The sequence below is a fragment of the Streptomyces sp. L500 genome (assembly GCF_054551825.1).
The window spans coordinates 54,715-69,241 of sequence record NZ_JBTOLC010000013.1 but is presented as its reverse complement, the minus strand read 5'-3'; the positions used below and the strand labels follow the sequence as shown (position 1 = coordinate 69,241).

At 72.3% G+C, this 14,527-nt stretch carries 7 protein-coding genes; 4 read left to right on the top strand and 3 right to left on the bottom strand.

What is annotated here, in order from left to right:
- Positions 1–23: 23 nt before the first annotated feature.
- Positions 24–1,202, bottom strand: a complete 1,179-nt coding sequence (locus ACX9I7_RS15035) for a L,D-transpeptidase (protein WP_387566013.1) — start codon at positions 1,200–1,202, stop codon at positions 24–26.
- Between the two features lie 340 nt (positions 1,203–1,542).
- Positions 1,543–2,748 (bottom strand): L,D-transpeptidase, encoded by a 1,206-nt coding sequence (locus tag ACX9I7_RS15030; RefSeq protein WP_387566016.1) that lies wholly within the window; start codon positions 2,746–2,748, stop codon positions 1,543–1,545.
- A gap of 309 nt (positions 2,749–3,057) precedes the next feature.
- Here ACX9I7_RS15030 and glgX point away from each other — a divergent pair, with 309 nt between their 5' ends.
- From glgX to ACX9I7_RS15010, 4 genes are all read left to right on the top strand, one after another.
- The gene (gene glgX / locus ACX9I7_RS15025; RefSeq protein ID WP_459387663.1) at positions 3,058–5,316 is read left to right on the top strand and encodes a glycogen debranching protein GlgX; all 2,259 of its coding nucleotides are present in this window, start codon (positions 3,058–3,060) and stop codon (positions 5,314–5,316) included.
- 34 nt (positions 5,317–5,350) lie between these two features.
- Complete coding sequence (locus ACX9I7_RS15020; protein WP_387566019.1) at positions 5,351–7,171, top strand: ABC transporter ATP-binding protein; 1,821 nt, start codon at positions 5,351–5,353, stop codon at positions 7,169–7,171.
- Entirely contained in the window at positions 7,168–9,021 is a 1,854-nt protein-coding gene (locus ACX9I7_RS15015; protein ID WP_459387613.1) for an ABC transporter ATP-binding protein, read from the top strand. The genes ACX9I7_RS15020 and ACX9I7_RS15015 overlap by 4 nt, the downstream gene beginning before the upstream one ends.
- Before the next feature lie 264 nt (positions 9,022–9,285).
- Positions 9,286–11,577 (top strand): M4 family metallopeptidase, encoded by a 2,292-nt coding sequence (locus ACX9I7_RS15010; protein WP_387566025.1) that lies wholly within the window; start codon positions 9,286–9,288, stop codon positions 11,575–11,577.
- Between the two features lie 172 nt (positions 11,578–11,749).
- Here ACX9I7_RS15010 and glgP read toward each other — a convergent pair whose 3' ends face one another.
- On the bottom strand, positions 11,750–14,377 hold the full coding sequence (gene glgP / locus ACX9I7_RS15005; protein ID WP_459387612.1) for an alpha-glucan family phosphorylase: 2,628 nt from the start codon (positions 14,375–14,377) through the stop codon (positions 11,750–11,752).
- Between the last annotated feature and the right edge of the window lie 150 nt (positions 14,378–14,527).

Genomic DNA, 14,527 nt, shown 5'->3' with positions numbered 1-14,527 from the left:
GAGGCCGTCTCCACGAGGAGACGTCAGCTGTCCTTGTTCCACTCCGCCCAGGACATGTTCCAGCCGTTGAGGCCGTTGTCCGGCTGGATCGTTTTGTCATGGGAGTTCTTGACGATGACGACGTCGCCGATGAGGGACTGGTTGAAGAACCAGGCGGCCGGCGTGGACGGGTCGCCCGCGCCCCGCTCGTCCTCCAGGCCCACGCAGCCGTGGCTGACGTTCTCGGAGCCGAAGGTCGAGGAGCCCGACCAGTAGTTGCCGTGGAGGAAGGTGCCCGAGGTGGACAGGCGCATCGCGTGCGGCACGTCCGGGATGTCGTACTCGCCGCCGAAGCCGACGGTGCGGCCGTCCATGCGGGTCACTTCGAGCTTCTCGCTGATGACCATCTGACCGTTGTAGGTCGAGTGGCCCGGGCCGCCGGCGGAGATCGGGACGGTCTTGAGCGGCTTGCCGTCCCGCATGACCACCATCTGGTGGGTCTCGGCGTCGACCGTGCTCACCTGGGAGCGGCCGATGGTGAACTTCACCGTCTTGCTCTGGGTGCCGTAGACGCCCTCACGGCCCTGGACGCCGTTGAGGTCCATCGTCATCGTCACCTTGGTGCCGGGCGCCCAGTACTTCTCGGGCCGGAAGTCGAGGCGGTCGTTGCCGAACCAGTGGCCCTTGATCTCCACGGCGGGCTCGGCGGTCACCTTGATGGCCTTCTCGACGGCCTTCGGGTCGGTGATGCCGCGGCTGAAATTGAGCGACACCGGCATGCCGACGCCGACCGTGCTGCCGTCCTCCGGCGTGAAATAGGCAGCGAAGGTGTTGTCCGGGGTGAGGGTCGTGAACGCCGCGTGCTTCGCGGACGTACGTCCCTCCTTGTCCTTGGCTATCGCGTCGACCGTGTACTTGGTGGAGGCGGCCAGATGGGTCGTCGGCTCCCACGCTGCGCCACCGTCGGCGATCTTGCCGTCGATGGTGTGGCCCTTGTCGTCGGCCACCTTGACGGAGGAGATGGTGCCCTTCTCCGCGGTCACCTTGAGGGCGCCGCTGGTGGCCACGTTCCCCGAGCCGTCCGTGGGCGCGATGTTCACCACGGCCTGTGAGGGGCCGTCGGGAACCTTGCCGCCCTTCTTGCCGTCGTCGTCCCCACTGCAGCCGCTGACCAGCGTCAGCACGGCTCCGAGCAGCAGGGCCGGCAGCGCGCCTCGGCGCATCCGGCTCCCCGATATCGGATGCACGTTCACAACGGATCGTCTCCCCTCGCACGGCCCGCGGCCACGCGGCACCCCTGAGCGCGTGATACGCGCTTTGTCGATAGATAACCACACGCCACCGACAACGCTGACCTCGTGAATGTCACCGTTCAGTCCCAAATGGGAGCGGTGATACGAACCGTGCGCCTGTGGTGAAGGCGGTGACCGAAGTGAAGCGCCTGAATCCGGCCAGGTCAAACTGGTGTTCAAAGGCCGGCTAAAAGAGCTCAGCGAGCCGCCCGGAAACCGGCATTCGAGCCGGTTTCCGCCCGGGGAATCCGCGGGGGAATCCGGCGGGGTTTCAGCTCAGCGCCGAGCCCGCCTTCCACTCCTCCCACGTCAGGTTCCAGCCACCCAGGCCATTGTCGGGAGCGACCACCCGCTCCGGGGAGCCGACCACCTCCACCACGTCCCCGACCAGGGAGGAGTCGTAGAACCAGCCCGCCGGAGTGGACGGCCCGCCACCCTGTACGTCGGGCAGCCCGATGCAGCCGTGGCTGGTGTTGCGGGTGCCGAAGGCCCCCGGCGGCGCCCAGTAGTTGCCGTGGAGGAACGTCCCGGAGCCGGTCAGCCGCATCGCGTGGGGCACGTCCGAGATGTCGTACTCGCCGCCGAAGCCGACTGTGTCCCCGTTCATCCGGGTCACCGCGAACTTCTGGCTGATGACCATCTTGCCGCGGTAGGTGTCGTTGCCCTGGCCGCCCGCCGTGATGGGCACGGTCGCGAGCATCCTGCCGTCCCGGACGACCCGCATCGTGTGCCCGGCCGCGTCGACCCGGCTCACCTGGCTCCGGCCGACCGAGAAACCGACCGTCTTGCGCTGGATCCCGTACACCCCGCGCGCGCCCCGCACATCGCGCAGCCGGAGGTCCAGCGTCACCCGGGTGCCGGGCCGCCAGTACGTCCGGGGCCGGAAGTCCAGCCGGGTGGCGCCGAACCAGTGCCCGGCGATCTCGGCGGGCGGCGAGGCGGTGACCCGGATGGCGCGCTCCACAGCGGCCCGGTCGGTGATCGGGCGGCTGAAGCCGAAGGAAACGATCATGCCGGTGCCGACGACGCTCTCCGGCTCCGGGCTGAAGTAGCCGATGAACCGGTGCTCCGGCACATAGGTGGTGAAGCTCGTGTGCCGGGCCGTGCGCCGCCCGGAGGCGTCCACGGCCACCGCGTCCACGGTGTAGCGCGCGGCGAGCGTCAGCGGGCTCGTGGCGGGCCGCCAGGTGTGGCCGTCGGCGGAGATCCGGCCCGGCACGGCCAGCCGTTCGCCGCCGTGCGAGGCGGCGGCGGTCACCCGCTCCAGCCGCCCGTGCGGCACCCGCACCTCGAACGGCTCCGTCGACACCACGTCGCGCGCCCGGTCGGGCGGGCTGATGTGGATCAGCTCGCGCACCGCCGGGCGCGCGTCGTCCATGAGCGCGGCCTCCGGGGTGACGGTGGCGCACCCGGCGAGCCCGACCAGGGCCGCCAGTGCGACCAGACCCCGTACGGCACGCGAGAGGGCAAGTGTCACACCCGGCCCAACGACGGGGCCCCTCCGGGGAAACGTGCCTGCACTCGCTTGCTGCGGCCGATCACACGTGTGAGCGCATGCGTGGATGAGGGAAGAACGGGGAGAAGGACCCCGTCGCCAGTCACCCGGTCCCGGGACGCCGGGTGCCCGGCGCGCTACCAGAGAGCCGCCGGAGGCGACAACGTGTCGAGCGCATCCGAGCAAGAGACACGGCACCAGGGCGAGTTGGACGCCGACGGTGCGGTACGGCCGCCGCGCCCCCCGACGGCCGGGCGCGGCGAGGCTCCCCCGGCGGGTCCGGGGGCCCCGGTGGCCGGCGTCAACGGCCGTCCCCGGCGCGCCCCGACGCCGGAGCCCGAACCGTCACCCGTGTGGCCGGGTGCCCCCGAGCCGCTCGGGGCGCGCTTCAAGGACGGCGCGGACGGCGCGGTGGGCACGAACTTCGCGCTGTGGGCGGGCGGTGCCGAGGCCGTGGACCTCTGTCTGTTCGACGAGGACGGACGGGAGACCCGCCGCCCGCTGACCGAGCTGACGCACGAGGTGTGGCACGGCTTCGTCCCCGGCGTACTGCCCGGTCACCGCTACGGCTACCGCGTCCACGGCCGCTGGGACCCCTGGACCGGCGCCCGCTGGAACCCCGCCAAGCTCCTCCTGGACCCCTACGCCCGGGCCGTGGACGGCGACTTCCGGCTGCCCGCCGAGGTGTACGGCCATGTGCGCGACTGGCCGCAGCAGCACGTCGCCGACACCGTCCGCGACGAACGGGACTCGGCCCCCCACGTCCCCAAGGGCGTGGTCGTCGCCGATGACGACGACTGGTCCGACGACCGCCGCCCCAAGACCCCCTGGCCCGACTCGGTCATCTACGAACTGCACGTCAAGGGCTTCACCATGCGCCACCCGGGCGTGCCCGAACGGCTGCGCGGCACCTACGCGGGCCTGGCGCACCCGGCGGCCGTCGGGCACCTGACCCGGCTGGGCGTGACGGCCGTGGAGCTGCTGCCGGTGCACCAGTTCGCCCACGAGGACCATCTGCTGCGGCGGGGGCTCACCAACCACTGGGGCTACAACTCCATCGGCTACTTCGCCCCCCACGCCGGCTACGCGGCGACCGGGACGCGCGGCCAGCAGGTGGGCGAGTTCAAACGGATGGTCCGGGCCCTCCACGCGGCGGGGATCGAAGTCATCCTCGACGTCGTCTACAACCACACCGCCGAGAGCAACGAGCTGGGCCCCACGCTCTCGCTGCGCGGCATCGACAACCGCCGCTACTACCGGCTCCAGTCCGACTCCCGGCGCTACGACGACTACACCGGATGCGGCAACACCCTCCACGTCGTCCAGCCGAACGTCCTGCGGCTGATAACCGACTCGCTGCGCTACTGGGTGACGGAGATGGGCGTCGACGGCTTCCGCTTCGACCTCGCGGCGGCGCTGGTGCGCACGATGCGCGCCGTCGACGGTCCGGACATGCTCTCCCCCTTCCTCGCCGTCATCGCCCAGGACCCCGTGCTGCGCCGGGTCAAGCTGATCGCCGAGCCCTGGGACGTGGGCTCCGGCGGCTACCAGGTCGGCGCCTTCCCCCCGCTGTGGACCGAATGGAACGACCGCTACCGCGACGCCGTGCGCGACTTCTGGCGCGGCGCCCTGCCGGACGTACGGGACCTCGGCTACCGGCTGTCGGGCTCCAGCGACCTCTACGCCTGGGGCGGCCGCCGCCCGTACGCCTCCGTCAACTTCGTCACCGCGCACGACGGCTTCACCCTGCGCGACCTGGTCTCCTACGAGCGCAAGCACAACGAGGCCAACGGCGAGGGCAACCGCGACGGCACGAACGACAACCGCTCCTGGAACTGCGGGGTCGAGGGCGAGACGACCGACGCGCGCGTCACCGCCCTGCGCCGCCGCCAGGCCCGCAACCTGCTGACCACCCTGCTGCTCTCCACCGGCGTGCCGATGCTCGTGGCGGGCGACGAGATGGGCCGCACCCAGGGCGGCAACAACAACGCCTACTGCCAGGACAACGAGACCGGCTGGGTCGACTGGTCGCTGCTGGACGACCCCGGCTGGCGGAACCTGGCCGGGCTCTGCTCCCGGCTGCTGGCGCTGCGCCGCGCCCACCCCGTGCTGCGCAGCCGCTCCTTCTTCTCCGGCCGGCCCCAGGGCGCGGACGGCCTGCGCGACCTCGCCTGGTTCACGCCGGGCGGCACCGAGATGACCGAGGCCGACTGGTACGCCCCCACCGCCACCCTGGGCATGTACCTCTCGGGGCGGGACATCCCCCAGCGCGGCCGGCGGGGCGCGCCGGTGACCGACGAGAGCTTCCTGGCCGTGCTGCACGCCGGGCCGCGCGCCCTGCGCTTCACCTTGCCGGGGCCGCCCTGGGCCGAGTCCTACGAACTCCTGGTCAACACCGCCCTGGAGGAGCAGCACACGGCCCCCGGCCTGCGCCGGGAGGGCGGCAGCCGGATTTCGGTCCGGGCCCGCTCGGTGCTGCTGTGGCGAGTGGTGCGGGACGGCGACGAACTGCCGTCTCCCGACGCGGATTTATGCCCAAAAGGCGAGTGAGCGGTGTCGGTGGCGGGTCGTAGTCTCCCCACTGATGACCGTGACCCGTGAACCCTCCAGCGCGGCACCGCGCCCCGGGCGCCACTCCGCCGCGCGGTCCCTGCTGCGCCTGTGGCCGTACGTGCGCCCGGTGCGCGGGCGGCTCGTGGTGGGCGCGCTGTCCGCCGTGGTGGCGTCCTGCCTGGGCCTGCTGATCCCGCTGACGCTCAAGTGGATCGTGGACGGGCCGGTGGCCGGCCGCGACCCCTCGGGGGTGTGGCTGGGCGGGCTGGCCCTGCTGGTGCTCGGCGTGGCCGAGGCCGGGCTGTTCGGGGTGCGCCGCATGATCGTGGCCGGTCCGCTGGCGCGGGTCGAGGCGGACATGCGGGCGGCGCTCTACGCGCGCCTCCAGCGGCTGCCCGTCTCCTTCCACGACCGCTGGCCGTCGGGCCAGTTGCTCTCGCGCGCCACGACGGACCTGATGCTGCTGCGCATCTTCCTCTCCTTCCCCCTGACCTTCCTGCTGGTCAACGGGGTGACGATCGTCGTCGGCTGCGTCATCCTGCTCCAGCAGCGGTGGACGCTGGGCCTGGTGCTGCTGGCGCCGGTGATCCCGATGGTGGTGCTGTGCTCGGTCTTCGAGGAGCGCTACGCGCGCACCGCGCGGAAGGCGCAGGACCAGATCGGCGATCTGACGACGGTCGTCGAGGAGAGCGTGCTCGGCATCCGCGTCATCAAGGGTTTCGGCCGGCACCGGGGCCAGGAGCGGGCGTTCCGGGCGCTGTCGTGGCGGCTGCGGGAGACCGAGCTGCGCAAGGCGGGTCTGCTGGGCGCCCTCTGGGCGCTGATCGTGATCCTTCCCGAGCTGGCCATCGGCGCGGCGCTGGTGCTCGGCGTGGTGGAGGTCGGGGACGGCGAGCTGTCGGCGGGGACGCTGGTGGCGTTCCTGTCGACGGCGCTGGCGCTGCGCTGGCCGGTGGAGTCGATCGGCTTCCTGCTGGCGATCACGAACGAGTCGGCCACGGCCACGGACCGTTTCTTCGAGGTCATGGACACGGCCGAGGCGTCCGCGGGGGACGTCGTCGCCACGGCCCCGGTGCTCGCCGGGGCGCGGGTGAAGGACGCCGGACTGCGCCTGGAGGACGTCTGGTTCCGCTATCCCGACGCGCCCGAGGACGCCCCGCCCGTGCTGTGCGGCGTCGATCTGAGCGTCCGCCCCGGCGAGACCATGGCCCTGGTCGGTGCCACCGGCAGCGGCAAGACCACCCTCACCGCGCTCGTCCCCCGGCTCCACGAGCCGACCGCCGGGCGGATCGTCCTCGACGGCCGGGACATCACGGGGCTGTCCCGCGAGCGGCTGCGGGAGCTGGTGGCGGTGGCCTTCGAGGAGCCGACCCTGTTCTCCGCCAGCGCCGCGGAGAACGTCCTGATGGGCGCGCCCGACGCCGGTGAGGAGCGGCTCCTCGCCGCCCTGGCCGTCGCCCAGGCGGAGTTCGTCCACGAGCTCCCCCAGGGCCGGCGCACCCGCCTCGGGGAGCAGGGCCTGAGCCTGTCCGGCGGGCAGCGGCAGCGGCTCGCGCTGGCCCGCGCGGTGATCGGCGAGCCCCGTTTCCTCGTCCTGGACGACCCGCTGTCCGCGCTCGACGTCCACACCGAGGCCCTCGTCGAGGCCGCGCTGCGGGAGGTGCTGGCCACGACGACGGCCCTGGTCGTCGCCCACCGGCCGTCCACCGTACTGCTCGCCGACCGGGTCGCCCTGCTGTCGCGGGGCCGTATCGCGGCGGTGGGCACCCACCACGAACTGCTGCACACCCATGAGGAGTACGCGTCGCTGATGTCCGGCCCGGCGGGGCCCGAAGGGGGCGATCCACGATGACCACCACCGTCTCCGGCCGCCCGGCCGCGGAGGACGACCGGCCCGAGGAGCCGCCGCCCGGCGACCCCTTCGACCGGGACGTCCTGCCCACCCCCAAGGGAGCCTCCCGGGCGCTGCTGCGCTCCCTCCTGGCCCCCGCCCGGGGGCGGGTGCGGCTCGCGGCCGTCCTGCTGCTGCTCCAGCAGGCCGCCGTGCAGGCGGGTCCGCTGCTCGTCGCCTACGCCATCGACTCCGGCGTGCCCGCCGTCCGCCGGCACGACCACGGGCCGCTCGTGGCCGTCGCCGCCGGCTACCTCGTCTGCGCGCTGGCCTCCGGTCTGCTGCAGATGGCGTTCGTGCGGCTGGCGGCGCGGGTGGGCCAGGACGCGCTGCTGGAGCTGCGCGGCCGGATCTTCCGCCACTCCCAGGCACTCAGTCTCGACTTCCACGAGCGCTATACCTCCGGGCGGCTGATCTCCCGCGCCACCACCGACGTGGAGTCGATCCGCGAGCTGCTCAACGACGGCCTCCAGGAGCTCATCGGCGTCGCCCTGTCGGTGCTCTACGTCTCCGCCATGCTCCTGTACCTGGACCCGGCGACCGGGGGCGCGGCGCTGCTGTCGTTCCTGCCGCTGGCGCTGCTCGTGACGTCCTACCGGCGTCGTTCGCTGATCGCCCACCGCCGGCGGTCCACGGCGATCGCGGCGGTCATCGTGAAGTTCACCGAGACCATGAACGGCATCCGGCCCGTGCAGGCGTTCCGTCGCGAGCGCGCCAACGACGCCGATTTCGACGGGCTCAACCGCGTCCACCAGCGGACCAACACCGCCACCGCCCTGGCCATGGCCCATTACGTGGTCTGCTCGCGGCTGGTGGCCAACAGCATGGTGGCCGCGATCGTGGTGTGGGGCTCCTACCGGGTCGCCGACGGGAGCCTGGCCCTGGGGGTGCTGGCCGCCTCGGTGCTGTACCTGCGGCGGCTTTACGACCCGATCGACCGGCTGGGGATGTTCCTCAACACCTACCAGTCGGCGGCCGCTTCCCTGGAGAAGATCGCGGGCCTGCTGGCCCGGCGCCCCTCCGTCCGCGAGCCGGAGGCGCCGGTGGCGCTGCCCGTCCGCCCGCCCGGGCGCCCCGGTCGCGAGGTGGTCTTCGACGGGGTGCGCTTCGCCTACCGCGCGGGCACCCCGGTGCTGCCCCGGCTCGACCTGACGCTGCGCGCCGGGGAGACGGTCGCGGTCGTCGGCTCCACGGGGGCGGGGAAGTCCACCCTGGCCAAGCTGCTGGCCCGGTTCTACGACCCCACCGAGGGCCGCATCCTGCTGGACGGCGTCCCGCTCTCCGACCTGGCCGGCCCGGAGCTGCGGCGCGGGGTGGTGATGGTGACGCAGGAGGCGTTCCTCTTCTCCGGCACGGTCGCCGAGAACATCGCCATCGGCCGTCCCGGCGCGAGCCGCGCGGAGATCGAGCGCGCGGCCGGGGCCATCGGCGCCCACGAGTTCATCACCGCCCTGCCCGACGGCTACGACACGGACGTCCGCAAGCGCGGCGGCCGGATCTCCGCCGGTCAGCGGCAGCTCGTGGCCTTCGCCCGCGCCCTGCTGGCCGACCCGGCCGTGCTGATCCTCGACGAGGCGACGTCCTCCCTGGACATCCCGGGCGAGCGGGCGGTGCAGCGCGCCATGCGCACGGTGCTGCGCGGGCGGACGGCCGTGGTGATCGCCCACCGGCTGTCGACCGTGGAGATCGCGGACCGGGTGCTGGTGATGGCCGGCGGCAGGGTGGTGGAGGATGGTGTTCCGGCCGAACTCGCCGGGCGCGGCGGGCACTTCGCCGGACTGCACCGTGCCTGGCGGGACAGCCTGGTCTGAACGCCCGGTATACGGACAACGATCTTTGGCCAACGAACAGTTTCCGGCCAAGTTGTTGACGCGCCCCTGACATGCCCGGGGAGGCGATGGCACTCTTCACCTCAACTGGCGCGGAGCACCCCCACATCCCCACCCCTCCGCGACGGCGATCTCCCCCCTCTCTCCATGTGTTCTGCCGCGCTCCGCCCGGACGGCCACCCAGTTCGCCGCCCGGCCGTTCCATCGGCCCACCCGCCCCGTGGTGGCCCCGCAGAAGGAGTCAGAGTGAGACCCACCCCCCATCGCCGCGCCGTCGCCACCGGCGCGCTCGTCGCCGTCACGGCGATGCTCGCCGTCGGGGCCCAGACGGGCACCGCGAACGCCCGCCCCGACGACTCGGCCGCCACCGGCCAGCCCCGGCAGATCATCGCCAAGGCCGCCCCCGGCGCCCAGCCGGCCAAGCTCACGCCCTCCCAGCGCGCGGAACTGATCCGCGAGGCCAACGCCACCAAGGCCCAGACCTCCAAGAAGCTGGGCCTCGGCGACAAGGAGCAGCTGGTCGTCCGCGACGTCACCCGCGACGTCGACGGCACCGTCCACACCCGCTACGAGCGCACCTACGAGGGCCTGCCCGTCCTCGGCGGCGACCTCGTCGTCGACGCGGCGAAGACCGGCACGGTCAAGTCCGTCGCCAAGGCCAACAAGGCGAAGCTGGCCGTCGCCACGACCGCCCCCTCGTTCGCGGCCGCCACCGCCGAGAAGGACGCCGTCGCCTCCGCCCAGGCCAAGGGCTCGAAGGCCGCCAAGGCCGACCGCGCCCCGCGCAAGGTGATCTGGGCCGCCAACGGCAGCCCCGTGCTGGCCTACGAGACGGTCGTCGGCGGCCTCCAGGAGGACGGCACGCCCAACGAGCTCCACGTCATCACCGACGCGAAGAGCGGCAAGAAGCTCTTCGAGTTCCAGGGCGTCAAGCAGGGCACCGGCAACAGCCAGTACAGCGGCCAGGTCACCATCGGCACCTCCGGCTCGGCCGGCTCGTACCAGATGACCGACGGCTCGCGCGGCGGCCACAAGACGTACAACCTCAACCACGGCTCGTCCGGCACCGGCACGCTGTTCACCAACTCCAGCGACGTCTGGGGCAACGGCAGCAACAGCGACGCGGCCACGGCGGGCGTCGACGCCGCCTATGGCGCGCAGCTCACCTGGGACTACTACAAGAACGTCCACGGGCGCACCGGCATCAAGGGCGACGGCGTGGGCGCGTACAGCCGCGTCCACTATGGCAACAGCTACGTCAACGCCTTCTGGTCCGACTCCTGCTTCTGCATGACCTACGGCGACGGCTCCGGCAACGCCAAGCCGCTGACCGCGATCGACGTGGCCGCGCACGAGATGACGCACGGCGTCACCTCCGCCACCGCCAACCTCACCTACAGCGGGGAGTCCGGCGGCCTCAACGAGGCCACCTCGGACATCATGGCCACCGCGGTGGAGTTCTGGGCGAACAACCCCAGCGACCCGGGTGACTACCTCATCGGCGAGAAGATCGACATCAACGGCAACGGCACCCCGCTGCGCTACCAGGACAAGCCCAGCCGGGACGGCCGGTCCAAGGACAGCTGGTACTCCGGCATCGGCAGCATCGACGTCCACTACTCGTCGGGCCCGGCCAACCACTGGTTCTACCTGGCGTCCGAGGGCAGCGGCCCCAAGGACATCAACGGCGTCCACTACGACAGCCCCACCTCCGACGGGCTGCCGGTCACCGGCATCGGCCGGGACAACGCGGCGAAGATCTGGTTCAAGGCGCTGACGCAGCGCATGCAGTCCAACACCAACTACGCGGGCGCGCGCGACGCCACGCTGTGGGCCGCCGGTGAGCTCTTCGGCGTCGGCAGCGAGACGTACAACAACGCCGCGAACGCCTGGGCGGCCATCAACGTCGGCAGCCGGCTGTCGACCGGCGTCTCGGTCACCAGCCCCGGCGACCAGACCTCGATCGTCAACACCGCCGTCTCCCTCCAGATCAAGGCGTCCAGCTCCACCACCGGCGCCCTGACCTACTCGGCCACCGGCCTGCCCGCCGGCCTCACGATCAACTCCTCGACCGGCCTGATCTCCGGCACCCCGACCACCACCGGCTCCAGCAATGTGACGGTGACGGTCAAGGACGCGGGCGGCAAGACCGGCACCGCCTCCTTCAAGTGGACCGTGAACACCTCGGGCGGCGGCAGCGTCTTCGAGAACACCACCCCCGTGGCTATCCCGGACGCGGGCCCGGCCGTGACCTCCCCGATCGTCGTCACCCGCAGCGGCAACGGCTCCTCGGCCCTGAAGGTCGACGTCAACATCAGCCACACCTACCGCGGTGACCTCCAGATCGACCTGGTCGCCCCCGACGGCAAGACGTGGCGGCTGAAGGACGCGGACTCGTGGGACTCGGCGGCGGACGTCAAGGAGACCTACACGGTCGACGCGTCGGCGGTCTCGGCGACCGGCACGTGGAAACTCCAGGTCCAGGACCTGTACGCGAATGACGAGGGCACGGTCAACAGCTGGAAGCTCAGCTTCTAGCCGTCGGCTTCCTCCCACGAACTGGGCGCCGCCCGGGGTGAGCACCGCCTCCCCCGGACGGCGCCCGACTCATGTGCGGGTGCCGTTCCTGGGGGCTCCGCCCCCAGACCCCCGGTCCTCAAACGCCGGACAGGCTGATTTCAGCCCGTCCGGCGTTTGAGGACACCGCGCGTCAGCGCATCAAGACCCCCGCGCCCTCCCCCGCACCCTCAGACGGCATCGCCACCAGCCCCAGCTCGGCCCCGTCCGCCAGCAACCGATGCGCGGGCAGGATACGGACCGTATAGCCGAACGGACCGGTCCGGTCGAGCGTCAGCGGCCCCTCATAGAGCCGCCGCCCGTCCAACCCCACCGCCCCCGTCGCCTTCAGCGGAAACGCCGACGCCGCCGACAGCCGGTCCGCCGAGTCCACGCGCCCCGCGACGGCCTGGACCTCGACGTCCGACGGGTCGAGCTCGCCCAGTGTCACGCTCACGCGCAGCGAGACCGTGGAGCCCAGCTCGGCCGTGCCGTTCAGGGGCCCGTCCGAGACGGCCTCCACGTGGTCCACGGCGACCGCCGGCCACGCCGCCCGCACCCGCGCCTTCCACGCGGCGAGCTCACGCGCCGCGATCGGGTCGAGCGCCCGGTGGGCCTCGGCCGCGGGCGCGTAGAGCCGCTCGACGTACTCGCGGACCATCCGCCCCGCGAGCACCTTCGGCCCGAGCGTCGCCAGCGTCCGCCGGACCATCTCGATCCAGCGGCCGGGCAGCCCGCCCGCGGCCCGGTCGTAGAAGCGGGGGGCGACCCGCTGGGCCAGCAGGTCGTAGAGCGCGGCGGCCTCCAGGTCGTCGCGGCGGTCCTCGTCCATGGCCGTGCCGTCGGCGGTGGGGATGGCCCAGCCGAAGTCAGGGTCGTACCACTCGTCCCACCAGCCGTCCAGGACGGAGAGATTGAGACAGCCGTTGAGCGCCGCTTTCATCCCGGAGGTACCACAGGCCTCCAGCGGCCGCAGGGGGTTGTTCAGCCACACGTCGCAGCCGGGATAGAGCTTCTGGGCCATCGCCATGCCGTAGTCCGGCAGGAAGACGATGCGATGGCGTACGCGCGGGTCGTCCGCGAAGCGGACGAGCTCCTGCACCAGCCGCTTGCCGCCGTCGTCGGCCGGGTGCGCCTTGCCCGCGACCACGATCTGCAGCGGCCGCTCCGGGTGGAGCAGCAGCTCGGTGAGCCGTTCGCGGTCGCGCAGCATCAGGGTCAGCCGTTTGTACGAGGGAACCCGCCGGGCGAAGCCGATGGTGAGAACGTCCGGGTCCAGCACCCCGTCGATCCAGCCGAGCTCGGCCGTCCCGGCGCCGCGCTCCCGCCAGGAGGCCCGCAGCCGCTCCCGCACCTCCTCCACCAACTGTTCGCGCAGGATGCGGCGGAGCTCCCAGATGGCGGCGTCGGAGATGTCGGCGACGGTGTCCCAGCGCTGGGAGCCGCCGACGGTCAGGGCGTCCTCGGCGCGCCCGGCGCCGATCTGCCGGGCGCCGAGCCGGAAGACCTCGGGGGCCACCCACGTGGGGGCGTGCACCCCGTTGGTGACCGACGCGATGGGCACCTCCTCCGGGTCGAAGCCGGGCCACAGCCCGGCGAACATCTCCCGGCTGACCTTGCCGTGGAGCGTGGAGACGCCATTGGCGCGCTGGGCCAGCCGCAGGCCCATCACGGCCATGTTGAACAGGCCGGGCTCGCCGCCGGGGTAGTCCTCCCGGCCGAGGGCCAGGACCCGCTCGACGTCGATGCCGGGCAGCTCCCCGCCGTCGCCGAAGTGCCGGGCGACGAGCGCGGCCTCGAAACGGTCGATGCCGGCGGGCACGGGGGTGTGGGTGGTGAACACCGCGCCGGCACGCACGCACTCCAGCGCCGCGTCGAACTCGGCGCCCTGCTCGGCCAGTTCACGGATGCGCTCCAGCCCCAGGAAGCCCGCGTGCCCCTCGTTGGTGTGGAAGACCTCCGGCTCGGGGTGCCCGGTGATCCGGCAGTAGGCCCGTACGGCCCGCACCCCGCCGATGCCCAGCAGCATCTCCTGGAGCAGCCGGTGCTCGCTGCCGCCGCCGTAGAGCCGGTCGGTCACGTCCCGTTCCCCGGCGCCGTTGTCCTCCACGTCCGAGTCGAGCAGCAGCAGCGGCACCCGGCCGACCTGCGCCTGCCAGACGTACGCGCGCAGACATCGGCCGCCGGGCAGGGCGAGAGCGACGCGGGCGGGCGTGCCGTCGGGCTCGCGGAGCAGGGACAGCGGGAGCTCGTTGGGATCGAGCAGGGGATAGTGCTCCTGCTGCCAGCCCTCACGGGAGAGGGACTGCCGGAAATAGCCGTGGCGGTAGAGGAGTCCGACGCCGATGAGGGGAACGCCCAGGTCGCTCGCGGACTTCAGGTGGTCGCCGGCGAGGATGCCCAGGCCCCCGCTGTACTGCGGGAGGGCGGCGGTGATGCCGAACTCGGGGGAGAAATAGGCGACGGCGGCCGGCAGCCCGGGGGGCTGCTCCTGGTACCAGCGCCGGCCGGTCGCGTAGTCGTGGAGATCGTCGGCGGCCGCCGCCAGCCGCCGCCGGAACCGGCGGTCCTCGGCCAGGGCGGCCAGCCGGTCGGCGGAGACGGAACCCAGCAGCCGCAGCGGGTCGCCCCCGGCGGCCCGCCAGCCCTCGGGGTCGACGGACTGGAACAGTTCGCGGGTCTCGGGGTGCCAGGACCAGCGCAGATTGCGCGCCAGTTCGCTGAGCGGTCGTAGGGGTTCCGGAAGGACGGGACGCACGCTGAATCGACGAATGGCCTTCACGGATCCGACGGTAGCGGCAGGCGTCGGCACGGGAGGGGGCAATGGACCGGTTCCACCGCACCGGGGCGGTCCCGCGCGCAGGCCGGCTCACGTCTTCGCACTAGACGATTAGTACTAGGTGGATTTACGCCGCGCGTACAACAGCACTGT

What these genes read in the sequence shown, in the direction of transcription:
- ACX9I7_RS15015 (WP_459387613.1), top strand. Translation starts at nt 7,168, where the DNA reads ATGACCACCACCGTCTCCGGCCGCCCGGCCGCGGAGGACGACCGGCCC.
- ACX9I7_RS15020 (WP_387566019.1), top strand. Translation starts at nt 5,351, where the DNA reads ATGACCGTGACCCGTGAACCCTCCAGCGCGGCACCGCGCCCCGGGCGC.
- ACX9I7_RS15035 (WP_387566013.1), bottom strand. Translation starts at nt 1,202, where the DNA reads ATGCGCCGAGGCGCGCTGCCGGCCCTGCTGCTCGGAGCCGTGCTGACG.